Source organism: Agromyces zhanjiangensis (assembly GCF_040496055.1).
GTDB lineage: Bacteria > Actinomycetota > Actinomycetes > Actinomycetales > Microbacteriaceae > Agromyces > Agromyces zhanjiangensis.
In genome coordinates this window covers 140187-154348 of sequence record NZ_JBEPKB010000008.1, presented here as the reverse complement: position 1 = coordinate 154348, position 14162 = coordinate 140187, and the positions used below count along the sequence as shown (strand labels likewise).

The following is a 14162-nucleotide window of genomic DNA, read 5'->3' as shown; positions in this document are numbered from 1 at the left end:
GGTGCGTACCCCGATCGGCCCGCTCGCCGACGGCGAGTGGCACCGGCTGCATCCGGCGAGCCCGCTGCTGCGCGGCGGCCTGGTCTTCCTCGCCGTGCTCGGCTTCGTGCTGGCCAACCTGCGGGAGCGCGTGGTCGAGGTCTTCGTGCTGTTCTTCGCGCCCGGTGCCGAGGGTCCAGGCGAGACGCCCGACTTCGGCGGCGACTGGGCGGAGGACCCGGTGACCGGCATCGTGGCGCACGGACTCGTCGGGTGGGCGCTGCTCGGCCTCGTGGTCGTCATCGCGCTCGTCGTCCTGGGGTTCTGGTTCGCGTGGCGGATGCACACGTTCCGCGTCACCGGGGAGGCGCTCGAGGTGCGCAGCGGCATCCTGTTCCGCTCCCACCGCAGCGCGCGGCTCGACCGGATCCAGGGCATCAACGTCGCCCGGCCCGTGTTCGCGCGGCTGTTCGGCGCGGCCAAGCTCGACGTCTCGGTCGCCGGGCAGTCGGGCAACGTCGACCTCTCCTACCTCGGCTCGGCGCAGGCCGACCGCCTGCGCGGCGACCTGCTGCGACTGGCGTCGGGCGCCCGGCGGGAGGAGGCCGCGATCGGCGGCGGCGAGGGCGCAGCGGGGACGGATGCCGCGCCGGGCGGGCAGCCCCTGCCGGGCGCGCCGTCCGCGGTCGACCGGGCCGGCGCGGTCGTCGGTCGTCGGGTCGACGAGTTCCTCGCACCCGAACTGGACCCCGACCTCGCACCGCCCGAGTCCGTCGTGCGGCTCCCGCTGGCACGGGTGATCGCGTCGGCGCTGCTCGGGGGGTCGATGATCTGGCTCGTCGCGATCATCGTGATCATCGTCGTGGCGCTCTCGACCGGCACGCTGTGGATGCTGTTCACGTTCATCCCCGCGGCGATCGGCGTGGTGAGCTACCTGTGGTCGCGCATCACCGGGTCGCTGCGCTACTCGATCGCCGGCACGCGCGACGGCGTCCGCATCGGGTCCGGGCTGCTCTCGACCGCGAACCAGACCATCCCGCCCGGTCGAGTGCACGCGATCGAGGCCTCCCAGTGGCTGCTCTGGCGCGCGTTCGGCTGGTGGACCGTGCGCGTCAACGTCGCAGGCCAGTCGGTCTCGCAGGCGGGGGACGCCGCCCGTCGCACGCTCGTGCTCCCGGTCGGCACCGCCGACGACGTCCGCCGGGTGATCGGGCTGCTCGCGCCCGATGCGGTCGACGACCTCGTCCCGCTGCTCGACGCCGGCCTCGCCGGGACCGGACCGGCCCCGGGCTTCACCTCGGCGCCGCGGCGCGCGGCGTGGATCCGGCCGTTCTCCTGGCGTCGGATCGGGCTCGCGGTGCCGGGCGGCACGGCCGTGCTCCGCAGCGGCTGGCTCCTCCGCCGACTCGTCCTCGTGCCGCTCGCGCGCATGCAGTCGGTCGCCGTCGCGGCCGGGCCGGTGCGACGCGGACTCGGGCTCGAGTCGTTGCGCATCCACACGGTGGCCGGCCCGATCGCACCCGAGGTCCCCGCACTCGACCGCATCGACGCGACCGCCGCGTTCACGGCCATCGCCGCCGAGGCGGTCGACCGGGCGCTCCACGACCGGACCGACCGCTGGGGAGCCGAGCATGCGTCCTGACCAGCGCGCCGGACGACTGGGCGTCGGCACCATCGGAGCAGGCCGTGTCGGTGCCGTGCTGGCGTCGGCGCTCGGCGGGGCGGGCCACGCGCTCACGGGCATCGCCGCGGTGTCCGACGCGAGCCGCGAGCGCGCCGCGGCCATGCTGCCTGGGGTGCCGATCCTCGCGCTGCCCGAGGTCGTCGAGCGGAGCGAGCTCGTCCTGCTCGCCGTCCCGGGCGACGAGCTCGGCACGCTCGTCGAGGGTCTCGCGAACGCCGGCGCGTGGCGGCCCGGCCAGCTCGTCGTGCACACGGCGGCGGCCCACGGCGTCGGCGTGCTGGAGCCCGCGATGCGGGCCGGCGCGATCCCGCTCGCCATCCACCCGGCGATGTCGTTCACCGGCACGAGCGTCGACCTGGGACGACTCGCCGGGACGTGGTTCGCGGTCACGGCGCCCGCGCCCGTGCTGCCGATCGCCCAGGCGCTCGTCGTGGAGATGGGCGGCGAGCCGTTCGTGGTCGCCGAGGCCGACCGCCCCGCGTACGCCGAGGCGATCGACACCGCCGTCTCGTTCTCGACGGCGATCGTCGACCAGGCCACCGGCATCCTCGAGGGCATCGGGATGCCGCGGGCCGGCGCCGTGCTCGCCCCGCTCGTCCGCAGCGCGGTCGAGAACGCCCTCGCCCGCCATGACCCGGGGCCGATGATCGACGGGGCGGCTACGATCGACGGGGCCGACGACGATCGGCCGTCGGGAGGTGGCGCGTGACGGACGACGACGAGCAGGCACGTCGTTCCGACGGCGACGCCGCCGGCGGGGCCGTCGCCACCGGTCGCCGGACCGGCCCCGAGGTGCACGCCACGATCGCCGGCATCCGCGACGCGATCGGCGGACTGCGCCGCGCCGACCGCTCGGTCGCGCTGGTCCCGACGATGGGTGCGCTCCACGAGGGTCACCTCGCGCTCGTGCGCCGTGCGCGCGAGCTCGCCGACGCGGTCGTCGTGTCGATCTTCGTGAACCCGCTGCAGTTCGGTGCGGGGGAGGACCTCGACCGCTACCCTCGCACGCTCGACGCCGACGTCGCGGCGCTGGCACGTGAGGGCGTCGAGCTGGTGTTCGCCCCGGCCGTCGACGAGATGTACCCCGAGGGCGCCGTCGAGACGAGCGTCGTGGCGGGCCGCGTCGGCACGCTCTACGAGGGCGCCTCGCGGCCCGGGCACTTCGACGGCATGCTGACGGTCGTCTCGAAGCTCTTCCACATCGTGCAGCCCGACACGGCCGTGTTCGGCCAGAAGGACGCGCAGCAGGTGTTCCTCGTCCGCCGGATGGTGGCCGACCTGAACGCACCGCTCGCGATCGAGGTCGTGCCGACGGTCCGCGAGTCCGACGGCCTGGCGCTGTCGAGCCGAAACCGCTACCTCGACGCCGACGGGCGTCGCGCGGCGCTGGCGCTGTCCGAGTCGCTCGCCGCCGCCGAGGCCGCCGCGGGCGAGGGCCTCGACGAGGTGCTCGCCGAGGCGGCCGCCGCATTCGGCGAGCACGAGGCGATCGAGCTCGACTACCTCGTCGTCGTCGATCCGGCGAGCTTCCTGCCCGTCGACGAGGGCGCGACCGGCGAGGCGACCGTGCTGGTCGCGGCACGCGTCGGCGGTACCCGGCTGATCGACAACGCCGCCATCGTGCTCGGCTGAGCCGGGGCATCCGGCTGCCCTTCAGGTCGGCGCGTCGCGGCGGGATACGCTGGTGGGTGGCATCCGCTCGGATGCGCACCCCACGAACCCACCCCCCACACCGGAGACGCCATGGCCGACGAGACCACGCACGAGCCGACCGCCGAGGAGATCTCGGAGCAGAAGGCCGTGCGACTGGCCAAGCGCGAGCGGCTCATCGCAGAGGCCGCCGACCTCGGCGACGGCGCGTACCCGGTCTCGGTGCCCGTCACGACCACCATCCCCGAGGTGCGCGCCCGGTTCGTCGGCCTCGGCGTCGACGAGCGGAGCGGTGAGACGGTCGGCGTGTCCGGCCGCGTCGTGCACCTCCGCAACACCGGCAAGCTCTGCTTCGCCGCGCTGCAGTCGGGCGACGGCAGCCGGATCCAGGCGATGGTCTCGCTCGGCGAGGTCGGCGAGGAGGCGCTCGCGGCGTGGAAGGACCTCGTCGACCTCGGCGACCACGTGTTCGTCGCGGGCGAGGTGATCACGAGCCGCCGCGGCGAGCTGTCGATCATGGCCACCGAGTGGCGGATGGCGGCCAAGGCCATCAACCCGCTGCCGAACCTGCACAACGAGCTCTCCGAGGAGACGCGCGTGCGCAGCCGCTACCTCGACCTGATCGCGCGCGAGCAGGCCCGGCGCAACGTGCTCGACCGGGCCGTGGTCAACGCGAGCCTCCGCTCGACGTTCACGAGCCTCGGGTTCGTCGAGGTCGAGACCCCCATGCTCCAGGTGATGCACGGCGGCGCCTCGGCGCGGCCGTTCGTGACGCACTCGAACGCGTTCGACACCGAACTGTTCCTGCGCATCGCGCCCGAGCTGTACCTCAAGCGCGCCGTCGTCGGCGGCATCGAGCGAGTGTTCGAGATCAACCGCAACTTCCGCAACGAGGGCGCCGACTCGACGCACAGCCCCGAGTTCGCGATGCTCGAGGCATATCAGGCGTACGGCGACTACAACTCGATCGCCGACCTGACGCAGAAGCTCATCCAGGACGCCGCGTACGCGATCGCCGGTTCGCACGTGGTGACCTGGGCCGACGGCACCGAGTACGACCTCGGCGGCGAGTGGGATCGGCTCTCGATGTACGACTCGCTCTCCGCGGCGATCGACGAGGAGATCACGCCCGAGACGCCGATGTCGCGGCTGAAGGAACTCGCCGACGAGGTCGAGATCGAGGTCGACCACCCGCTGCCCGGCAAGTACATCGAGGAGCTCTGGGAGCACCACGTGAAGTCGGGCCTCGTGCGGCCGACCTTCGTCATGGACTTCCCGCTCGACACCTCGCCGCTCGTGCGCCAGCACCGGTCGATCCCGGGCGTCGTCGAGAAGTGGGACCTCTACGTGCGCGGCTTCGAGCTCGCGACGGGGTACTCCGAGCTCGTCGACCCGGTGGTGCAGCGCGAGCGGTTCGTCGAGCAGGCGCGCCTGGCGGCCGGCGGCGACCCCGAGGCGATGCGCCTCGACGAGGAGTTCCTCCGCGCACTCGAGTTCGGCATGCCCCCGACGGGCGGCATGGGCATGGGCATCGACCGCCTGCTGATGGCGGTCACCGGCCTCGGCATCCGCGAGACGATCCTGTTCCCCCTGGTCAAGTGAGAAGGATGCCGCGATGAACGACTACCTGCCGAAGAAGGACCTCGAGCCCGAGCGCGATCCGCGCCAGCCGTCGTTCGCGCGCATCGCGATCTGGGTGATCGTCGGCGCCGTCGGCCTGTACCTGCTCGGATCGGGCATCTGGGGCATCCTCACCGCCGGTTGAGGGATCCGCGGGTATTCTGGAACGGCTATGGACGACTTCTGGCTGAACGCGATCTGGTCGCTCGCGCCGACCGTGCTGATCGGACTCATCTTCTGGTTCGTGATGCGCTCCCTGCTGCGCGCCGACCGGTCCGAGCGTGACGCCTACGCCAAGATCGAGGCCGAGGAGCGCGCGAAGCGCGCCGAGCAGCAGCACCGAGCCGCGTAGCCCGGCATGACGGCGTCGCAGGTCACGGCGATCATCGCCCTGCTGGTGCTCGTCGTCGACGTCGTCGTCCGCGTCATCGCGATCATCGTCGTCCCGCGGAACCGCCGGCCCACCGCGGGCATGGCGTGGTTGCTCGCGATCTTCTTCATCCCCTACCTCGGCGTGCTGTTCTTCCTGCTGATCGGCAATCCGAAGCTGCCGAAGGCGCGACGGGCGAAGCAGGCCGAGGTCGATCGCTTCATCCGCGAGTCGACGCACGGCGTGGAGCAGGTCAGCGATCACCGCGACTGGCCCGACTGGTTCGAGGGCGTCGTGCAGCTGAACCGCAACCTCGGCGCGATGCCGCTCATCGGCCACAACAGCGCGCGGCTCATCGGGGACTACCAGGCGTCGCTCGACGCGATGGCCGACGCGATCTCGCGCGCGACGCGCTACGTGCACGTCGAGTTCTACATCTTCTCGTACGACCCGACGACGGCCCGGTTCTTCGACGCGCTCGGCGACGCGGTCGAACGCGGCGTCGAGGTGCGGGTGCTCCTCGACCACATCGCGTCGCGGCGGTCGAAGGGCTACCGGCGCACGCTCCGGCGCCTCACGAGCATGGGGGTCGACTGGCGCCTGATGCTCCCCGTGCAGCCGCTGCGAGGCAAGTACCAGCGGCCCGACCTCAGGAACCACCGGAAGATCCTCGTCGTCGACGGCGAGGTCGCCTACATGGGCTCGCAGAACGTCATCGACCGCAGCTACAACAAGCGCGGCAACATCCGTCGCGGGCTGAAGTGGCAGGAGCTCGTCGTCGAACTCGAGGGTCCCATCGTCTCGGGCCTGGACGCGATCTTCGCGACCGACTGGTACCTCGAGACCGGTGAGGCGCCGTCGCGCGAGGAGCTGATCCCGTTCGCGCAGCCCCCCGCCGAGCAGAACCTCGACTGCCAGGTCGTGCCGAGCGGTCCCGGCTACCAGAACGAGAACAACCTGAAGCTCTTCCTCGCGCTGCTCTACGCCGCCCGCGAGAAGATCATCATCACGAGCCCGTACTTCGTGCCCGACGAGGCGATGCTCCGCGCGATCAGCGGCGCCACGCAGCGCGGCGTGCACGTCGAGCTGTTCGTGTCGGAGATCGGCGACCAGGCGCTGGTGTACCACGCGCAGCGCTCGTACTACGAGGCGCTCCTCCGTGCCGGCGTGCGCATCTACATGTACCGCGCCCCCTTCATCCTGCATGCGAAGCACTTCACGATCGACGACGACGTCGCCGTGATCGGCTCGAGCAACATGGACATCCGGTCGTTCGAGCTCAACATGGAGGTGTCGCTGCTCGTGCACGGCGCCTCCTTCGTCCGCGAGATGCGCGCGGTGGAGGACGGCTATCGTCGCGACAGCCGCGAACTGACCCTCGAGGAGTGGATGCGGCAGCCGCTGCGGTCGACGGTGCTCGACAACCTCGCGCGGCTCACGTCCGCCCTCCAGTGACCAGCGCGAAACGCGCAGGATTCTTCACACGAACGCAACGAATCGCTCTGGTTTCCGCATGCATCTGCATGCAAGGCTGGCTGGTACCGCTTTCCAGCGCACGATTCCACCACGGTCTCGTGCGCGTGGTTCGTGCGCGCCGGCGAGATCCGCCTGACTCGCGCGGCGAGCCGGTCCTGATCCGAGTCCGCAACCCTACGGAGCACCATGTCGATGCAACGCACCCTTGCGGGCGCGGGCGTCACGGCCGTCCTGGCCGCGACGCTCGTCGCCGGTTCCACCCCAGCGGTCGCCCTGGAGGGCGACCCGGCCGTTCCGATCGTCACCCCCGTCTCGCCGCTCGTCGCGCCGCCGACGAGCTACCCCTCCCAGCCCGAGCTCGCGACCGTCGCGGACGACCCGACCGACGCGTCGATCAACCGCGGCGTCATCCCCTACGACGAGATCGCACCGCTCCTCAACGGACTCACCGCCGTGAGCGACCGCATCTCGGTCCAGGTCGTCGGGCAGTCGGCCCTCGGCCGCGACATCCACCTGGTCACGCTCACCGCGCCCGAGAACGTCGGCGAGACGAAGCGCCAGGCGCTCTTCCGCGACATGATCAAGCACAACCCGGCCGCGGCCGCGAAGAACGCCTCGCTGATGGCGAACTACAAGGTGCCGATCTGGTTCAACGCGAACATCCACGGCAACGAGTGGGAGGGCACCGACGCGGTCCTCGAGTACATCGAGCACCTCGCGACCGCGCCGTACGACGAGGTGAAGGAGATCCTCGAGGGCAATCGGCTCTACTTCACCGTCACGAACAACCCCGACGGCCGCGCGCTCGGCCAGCGGGCGACGGCCGACGGGTTCGACGCGAACCGCGACATGATCACGGGCGCGACGAGCGAGGCCCGCATCATCCGCGACCTGTCGGGCGTCATCCAGCCGACGTTCTACATCGACCTGCACGGCTACACGAGCGTGCTCCAGGTCGAGCCGTGCGGTCCGCCCCACGGCGAGAACTACGAGTACGACCTGTTCCTCCCGCACGCGTACGCGGCGGCGCTCGAGATCGAGGAGGCCGTGACCGCGGCCGACATCCCCGGCAACACCTACCTCGACCTCTCGACGAACCGGGTGACCACCGAGAACACCGGCAACATCCGGATCCCGTACCGCGACATCCGCGCCGGGTGGGACGACTGGCCCCCGATCTTCACGCCGCAGTACGTGGCCTACCAGGGCGCCATCACCAACACCGTCGAGCTGCCCCTCGGCCGCGTGAACCCGTCGACCGACCCGCGCAACCCGGCGAACTCGGCCGTCAACATCGAGGTCGCGGGCGTCGTCATCGACACGTCGGTCGACTACGTGATCGAGAACGCCGACGCGCTGCTCTCGAACCAGATCGAGATCTTCCGCCGTGGCGTCACGGGCGAGCCGCTCGTCGAGATCCCCGCCGACGTCGACCCGGCCGAGGTGGCCGAGCCGAGCCAGTGGGCCGAGATCTGGTACGAGACGGACGTCTACACGGCCGAGTTCCCGCGGGCCTACGTGATCCCCGCCGGGGAGGCGCAGCGTTCGGCGACGGATGCCGCGAACCTCGTCGACCAGCTCATCGCGAACGGCGTCGAGGTGCAGCGGGCCTCCGCGGCCTTCACCGCCGGTGGGACGAGCTACGAGGCCGGCTCGTACGTGGTGGACATGCACCAGCCGCTCCGCGGCATGGCGAACGTGCTGCTCGCCGACGGCTCGGACATCTCGGAGCGCGTGCCCGACATGTACGACATCTCCGCGTGGAGCCTCGCGCTGCTGTGGGGTGCGGACGTCGAGGCCGTCGGCTCGACCGGCGACCCGGCGATCAAGGCCAAGCTGAAGGCGGTCGCCGAGGCGGCGCCGACGGGTTCGGTCCCCGCCCAGGGCGGGTACCTCGAGCTGGCCACCTCGGGCGTCGCCGAGTACCAGGCGGTGAACGCGCTCATCGAGTCGGATGTCCCGGTGTCGGCGTTCGCCGACGGCACGGTGATCCTGGGGCCGGATGCCGCGAGCCACGCGGCGGCGGTCGAGGTCGCCGACCTCTACGGCGTCGCGTTCACGGCGTCCGACGGCTCGCGCCTGGCCTCCGAGGAGAGCAGCGGGCTCGACGACCTCACCGTCGCCTACTCGGGCGGCGGCGAGGAACGGCAGACGCTGCGGAAGCTCGGGTTCGACGACCCGGTCGCGATCTCGTCCGCCACGCTGACGAGCGGTGCGGCGACGCTCGACGGCGTCGACGTCATCTGGGTCGGCGGCACGCTGAACTTCTCGTCGGCGCAGGCCGCCGGTCGTGCCGTCGTGGCGGAGTACCTGGCCGCCGGCGGCGGCGTGGTCGGCGAGGGCACGGCGATCGCGAGCTTCGCCAACGCGTTCGGCCTCGTGACCTCAACCGCGACGTCCGGCACGGGCGGATCGAACGGCATCGTCTCGGTCGATCCGGTCGAGGAGGGCCTCCTCGGCACGTTCCCGCAGGACACCGCGTTCGTCTACCCGGCGGTCTGGTACACGAACCTCGGCGCGAACGCCGTGGTCGAGCAGACGTACGCGACGGACCCGTTCATCTCGGGCCACTGGCGCGACTCGTCGGGGCGTTCGACCGAGGATGCCGCGGGCCAGGCGTCGGCGGTCTCCGCCGTGACCGAGGCCGGCAACCGGGTGCTGATGTTCGGCACGTCGATGAACTTCCGGACCCACCCGGTCGGGCAGTTCGGCCAGATCGCACGCGGGCTCTTCTGGGCCGGCTCGGAGGGCGCGGAGGTCCCCGCCCCCTAGTCGGCGGATGGCACGGCGCGGCGCCGGTCGGGATGCGTTCCCGGCCGGCGCCGTCGTGTGCGCGGCATCCGCTCCCCGATCCGGCATGAATGTGGGTTTCTGTGGGAAATTCTGCGAAAGGGTTGCTTTGAGCGCGAGTCGCGAGATAAACTCACACGAACGCAGGTGATCGAAGATCGGCAAGGAGGCCGCATGTACGCGATGGAGCGACACGAGCACATCCTCGACGCGCTCGCCCGCACCGGGCGGGTCTCGGTCGCCGGGCTCGCCGACGAACTCGACGTCACCGCCGAGACGATCCGCCGCGACCTCGACGCGCTCGAGCAGGCCGGGCAGCTGCGCCGAGTGCACGGCGGCGCGGTCAGCTCGGGCCGCGCGAGCCTCACCGAGACCACGGTCCTCGAGCGCACCGGCCAGCACGCCGACGCCAAGCGGGCCATCGCGCACGAGGCCATGGCGCTCGTGCCGCCGACGTTCACCGGCTCGATCCTGCTCGACGCCGGCACGACCACCGGTGCGCTCGCCGAGTCGCTCGTCGCCTGGCAGCCGGCGCCGAACACGCCGCCGCTCACCGTCTACACGAACTCCGTCCCGATCGCCGCGCTCCTGCACGGCAGCCGCGACCTGGTCGTCCGCATCATCGGCGGCACGATCCGCGGCATCACGAGCGCCGCCGTCGGGCCGTCCGCCATCGCCCAGCTCGCCGAGATCCGCCCCGACATCGCGTTCATCGGCACCAACGGCGTGAGCGCCGACTTCGGGCTCTCGACGCCCGACGAGCTCGAGGCGCAGGTCAAGCAGGCCATGGTCGACCGGGCCCGACTCGCCGTGGTCCTCGTCGACTCGTCCAAGCACGACGACGAGGCGCTGCAGCGATTCGCGGCGCTCGACGAGATCGACGTCCTCATCACCGACGCGCCGCCCGGGCCCGCGCTCGCGGTCGCGCTCGACGAGGCCGAGGTGGAGGTGCGAGTCGCATGATCGTCACGCTGACCGTCAACCCGTCGCTCGACCGCACGGTCGAACTCGACCGGGAGCTCGAACGCGGCGAGGTCCAGCGGGTCGCCCGCAGCGTCGAGGAGCCCGGCGGCAAGGGCGTCAACGTCACGCGCGCGCTCGTCGCCGCCGGCGCCGAGTCGATCGCCGTCCTCCCGGGCCGCTCCGACGACCCGCTCGTCCTCGCGCTCGCCGCCGTCGGCCTGCCCGTCGCGACCGTCCCCATCGCCGGGCGGCTCCGCTCGAACATCGCGATCACCGAGCCCGACGGCGTGACCACCAAGCTCAACGAGCCGGGGCCCGCGCTCGAGGACGACGAGCAGCGCGCGCTGATCCGCGCCACGGTCGAGCGGTCGACGGATGCCTCGTGGCTCGTGCTCGCCGGCTCCCTCCCGCCGTCGCTGCCCGACGACTTCTACGTCCGCGTCGCGCGCGAGGTCCGGGCCTCGGGGGTCGATGCACGGATCGCCGTCGACACGTCGGGCGCCCCGCTCGCCGCACTCGTCGAGTCGGGGGAGCAGGTCGACCTCATCAAGCCGAACGGCGAGGAGCTCGCCGAGCTCACCGGCGAGGTCGACCCCGACGCACTGGAGGCCGACCCCGAGCGGGTGGCCGCCCTCGCCGCGCGGCTCGCGCGCCGCGGCATCCGCTCCGCGCTCGTGACCCTCGGCGCCCGAGGCGCCGTCCACGTCGGGGCGGAGGGCGCCTGGTTCGCCCCCGCGCCGCGCATCGACGCACGCAGCACGGTCGGTGCGGGCGACAGCTCGCTCGCCGGCTTCCTGCTCGCCGTGACCGAAGGGGCCACGCCCGACCGGGCGCTCGCCCAGGCGGTCGCACACGGAGCGGCGGCCGCGTCGCTCCCCGGGTCGGCGGTCCCCACCAGGGCCGAGGCCGACGCCACCGCCATCACCGCCATCCGAATCCGGGGCGCCGTCGCCCCGGCCGTCCACTAGGAGGAATCGATGTCCACCGTCATCGACCAACGACTCGTCAGCCTCGACGAGCCGATCGGCGCAGACAAGGCCGCCGTCATCCGGGCACTCGCCGACGCGGTCGTCGCCGCCGGCCGTGCCACCGACACCGATGCGCTCTTCGCCGACGCGTGGGCGCGCGAGGAGAAGGACTCCACCGGGGTCCCCGGCGGCATCGCCATCCCGCACGCGAAGTCCGACGCCGTGACCGAGCCCACGCTCGCCGCGGCGCGCCTTCCCGAGGGGGTCGACTTCGGCTCCTTCGACGGCCCGGCCGACCTGGTGTTCCTCATCGCGGTGCCGACCGCGTCGACGCAGGACCACCTCGCGGTGCTGTCGACGCTCGCCCGATCGCTGATCGACGAGGAGTTCGTCGCCGCGCTGCGATCCGCGCCCGACACGGCGAGCTTCGTCGCGCTCGTCGAGGGCGCGCTCACCCCGAAGGAGGAGGCGGCCGCCGCTCCGGCGGGCGCGCCCGCCGCCGCATCGACCGCGACCCCGGAGCACGCGCCCGTGCTCCTCGCGGTGACCGCGTGCCCGACGGGCATCGCCCACACCTACATGGCCGCCGACGCGCTCGCCGCGGCCGCCAAGAAGGCCGGCGTCGAACTCCACGTCGAGACGCAGGGCTCCTCCGGCTCGACGCCGCTGTCGCCCGAGGTCATCGCCCGGGCCGACGCGGTGGTCTTCGCCGTCGACGTCGACGTGCGCGACAAGAGCCGGTTCGCCGGCAAGCCCGTGGTCCAGGGGCCCGTGAAGCGCGGCATCGACCACCCCGCCGAGATGATCGACGAGGCGGTGGCGGCGATCTCCGATCCGTCAGCGCCGCGCGTGCAGGGCGACGCGGGAGCGGAGTCCGCCGCGACGGCGGCCGCGAACGAGCACTTCGGCCAGAAGGTCAAGCGCGTGCTCCTCACCGGCGTCAGCTACATGATCCCGTTCGTCGCCGGCGGCGGTCTGCTCATCGCACTCGGCTTCCTCTTCGGCGGGTACGACATCACGGCGACCGCCACCGAGATCGTCACCACCAACAGCCTGTTCAACCTGCCCGAGGGCGGGTTCCTGCTCTACCTCGGCGCGGTGTTCTTCCAGATCGGCGCGATCTCGATGGGGTTCCTCGTCCCCGCGCTCGCCGGCTACATCGCCTACGCGATCGCCGACCGCCCCGGCATCGCGCCCGGATTCGTCGCCGGATCCGTCGCGGGCCTCATGGGCGCCGGCTTCATCGGCGGCCTCGTCGGCGGCCTCCTCGCCGGCTGGGTGGCGCTGATGTTCGCCCGGCTCGACGTGCCGCGCTGGCTGAAGGGCCTCATGCCGGTCGTGATCATCCCGCTCGTCGCCTCGATCGTCGCCTCCGGGCTCATGATCGTCGTCCTGGGCGGTCCCATCGCGGCGCTGTCCACGGCACTGAACGACTGGCTCGCCGGCCTCACCGGCGCCGCCGCGGTGGTGCTCGGGCTCATCCTCGGCGCGATGATGGGCTTCGACCTCGGCGGCCCCGTCAACAAGGTCGCGTACTCGTTCGCCGTCGCGGGCCTCGGCGCCGCCACGGTCGAGAACCAGGCGCCGCTCATGGTCATGGCCGCGGTCATGGCGGCCGGGATGGTCCCGCCGCTCGCCATGGCGCTCGCCACCGTGCTCGACCGCAAGCTCTTCACGCCCGTCGAGCGGGAGAACGGCAAGGCGGCGTGGCTCCTCGGTGCCGCGTTCATCTCCGAGGGCGCGATCCCGTTCGCCGCGGCCGACCTGTTCCGCGTCATCCCCGCGATGATCCTCGGCGGCGCCGTCGCCGGCGCGATCTGCATGGGCATGGGCGTCACGTCGCAGGCCCCGCACGGCGGCATCTTCGTGTTCTTCGCGATCGGCAACCTGCTCTGGTTCGTCCTCGCGATCGTCGCCGGAGCAGTCGTCGGCGCCCTCGTGGTGATCGCCCTCAAGCGCTGGGCGCACCGTCGCACCATCCGCGAGGAGGTCGCAGAGGGCGAGCCCTCGATCGTCGCAGCCTGATCGGACTGGGCGCGCGAAGGCCGGCACCTCGCGGTGCCGGCCTTCGCGTGCCCGCTCGGATCCGTCTCGTGCGCTCCGCTATGGTCGGGCCATGGCAGAGGGATTCGGACCGATCGGGATCGCGGCGTTCGGCGCCGTGCTCATCGCGGGCGTCGCACTCACCGGGTGCACGCAGGCGACCGAACCGGAGACCGAGGCCCCACCACAGGTGACACCCTCGTCGGAGGCCGGCGCCGACGTGATGTGGGAGGGCCTCGACCATCCGTTCGGCGACGAGGTGATCACGGCGTACCACGGGCTCCCGGACCCCTCGGACTGGACGCCCGCGTCGGACGGGCACGGCTCGGTTCAGGTGGGATGGCTCGACGACGGAGCCACGATCGCCATCGCGGTGGGAGGCGGCCAGGGCTGCCCGTGGGCGGCGACGCGGTTGGAAGCCGACCAGGGGGGCGACGTCGTCCGGGTGACGGTCGTCGAGGAGCGCGACGCCGACGCATCCTGCACCTTCGACTTCGGCTGGGTCACGACCGAGTTCACGACTCCGCCCGAAGTCGATCCCGGGAACGCGGTGGCGTTCAGCGTCAGCTCGCCGACCACGCTCGTCTCGCTCGAACCGGTCGCCTGATCGCGGCGCCGT

General features: G+C 72.1%; 12 protein-coding genes. All 12 read left to right on the top strand.

The annotated features are described in order from the left end of the window. Position 1: 1 nt before the first annotated feature. The 12 genes from ABME02_RS15060 (at position 2) to ABME02_RS15005 (ending at position 14150) form a co-directional block, all read left to right on the top strand. Positions 2-1621 (top strand): PH domain-containing protein, encoded by a 1620-nt coding sequence (locus tag ABME02_RS15060; protein ID WP_353816150.1) that lies wholly within the window; start codon positions 2-4, stop codon positions 1619-1621. Next, entirely contained in the window at positions 1611-2372 is a 762-nt protein-coding gene (locus ABME02_RS15055) for a Rossmann-like and DUF2520 domain-containing protein (RefSeq protein ID WP_353816149.1), read from the top strand. The genes ABME02_RS15060 and ABME02_RS15055 overlap by 11 nt, the downstream gene beginning before the upstream one ends. A gap of 95 nt (positions 2373-2467) precedes the next feature. Further along, the gene (panC, locus tag ABME02_RS15050; protein ID WP_353816187.1) at positions 2468-3295 is read left to right on the top strand and encodes a pantoate--beta-alanine ligase; all 828 of its coding nucleotides are present in this window, start codon (positions 2468-2470) and stop codon (positions 3293-3295) included. A 111-nt stretch (positions 3296-3406) separates the two neighbouring features. Continuing rightward, the gene (gene lysS, locus ABME02_RS15045) at positions 3407-4915 is read left to right on the top strand and encodes a lysine--tRNA ligase (RefSeq protein ID WP_353816148.1); all 1509 of its coding nucleotides are present in this window, start codon (positions 3407-3409) and stop codon (positions 4913-4915) included. Positions 4916-4928: 13 nt separating this feature from the next. Further along, a complete protein-coding gene (locus ABME02_RS15040) occupies positions 4929-5078 on the top strand; it encodes a hypothetical protein (RefSeq protein WP_353816147.1) in 150 nt (49 codons plus the stop codon). A gap of 27 nt (positions 5079-5105) precedes the next feature. After that, positions 5106-5285 (top strand): hypothetical protein, encoded by a 180-nt coding sequence (locus tag ABME02_RS15035; RefSeq protein ID WP_155842555.1) that lies wholly within the window; start codon positions 5106-5108, stop codon positions 5283-5285. 6 nt (positions 5286-5291) lie between these two features. Continuing rightward, positions 5292-6758, top strand: a complete 1467-nt coding sequence (gene cls, locus ABME02_RS15030; RefSeq protein WP_353816146.1) for a cardiolipin synthase — start codon at positions 5292-5294, stop codon at positions 6756-6758. Between the two features lie 213 nt (positions 6759-6971). Continuing rightward, on the top strand, positions 6972-9551 hold the full coding sequence (locus tag ABME02_RS15025; protein WP_353816145.1) for a M14 family zinc carboxypeptidase: 2580 nt from the start codon (positions 6972-6974) through the stop codon (positions 9549-9551). Positions 9552-9743: 192 nt separating this feature from the next. Further along, on the top strand, positions 9744-10532 hold the full coding sequence (locus tag ABME02_RS15020; protein WP_353816144.1) for a DeoR/GlpR family DNA-binding transcription regulator: 789 nt from the start codon (positions 9744-9746) through the stop codon (positions 10530-10532). Next, positions 10529-11500, top strand: coding sequence for a 1-phosphofructokinase family hexose kinase (locus ABME02_RS15015; RefSeq protein WP_353816143.1), 972 nt, complete (start codon positions 10529-10531; stop codon positions 11498-11500). The genes ABME02_RS15020 and ABME02_RS15015 overlap by 4 nt, the downstream gene beginning before the upstream one ends. 9 nt (positions 11501-11509) lie before the next feature. Then, entirely contained in the window at positions 11510-13525 is a 2016-nt protein-coding gene (locus ABME02_RS15010) for a PTS fructose transporter subunit IIABC (protein WP_353816142.1), read from the top strand. A 91-nt stretch (positions 13526-13616) separates the two neighbouring features. Beyond that, the gene (locus ABME02_RS15005) at positions 13617-14150 is read left to right on the top strand and encodes a hypothetical protein (protein WP_353816141.1); all 534 of its coding nucleotides are present in this window, start codon (positions 13617-13619) and stop codon (positions 14148-14150) included. Positions 14151-14162: the final 12 nt, after the last annotated feature.

Bases quoted from the DNA above. Each gene is read 5' to 3' on its own strand.
- ABME02_RS15015 (WP_353816143.1), top strand. From the start codon at position 10,529: ATGATCGTCACGCTGACCGTCAACCCGTCGCTCGACCGCACGGTCGAA.
- ABME02_RS15010 (WP_353816142.1), top strand. From the start codon at position 11,510: ATGTCCACCGTCATCGACCAACGACTCGTCAGCCTCGACGAGCCGATC.
- ABME02_RS15035 (WP_155842555.1), top strand. From the start codon at position 5,106: ATGGACGACTTCTGGCTGAACGCGATCTGGTCGCTCGCGCCGACCGTG.
- ABME02_RS15025 (WP_353816145.1), top strand. From the start codon at position 6,972: ATGCAACGCACCCTTGCGGGCGCGGGCGTCACGGCCGTCCTGGCCGCG.
- ABME02_RS15040 (WP_353816147.1), top strand. From the start codon at position 4,929: ATGAACGACTACCTGCCGAAGAAGGACCTCGAGCCCGAGCGCGATCCG.
- ABME02_RS15005 (WP_353816141.1), top strand. From the start codon at position 13,617: ATGGCAGAGGGATTCGGACCGATCGGGATCGCGGCGTTCGGCGCCGTG.
- ABME02_RS15020 (WP_353816144.1), top strand. From the start codon at position 9,744: ATGTACGCGATGGAGCGACACGAGCACATCCTCGACGCGCTCGCCCGC.
- ABME02_RS15055 (WP_353816149.1), top strand. From the start codon at position 1,611: ATGCGTCCTGACCAGCGCGCCGGACGACTGGGCGTCGGCACCATCGGA.
- cls (WP_353816146.1), top strand. From the start codon at position 5,292: ATGACGGCGTCGCAGGTCACGGCGATCATCGCCCTGCTGGTGCTCGTC.
- lysS (WP_353816148.1), top strand. From the start codon at position 3,407: ATGGCCGACGAGACCACGCACGAGCCGACCGCCGAGGAGATCTCGGAG.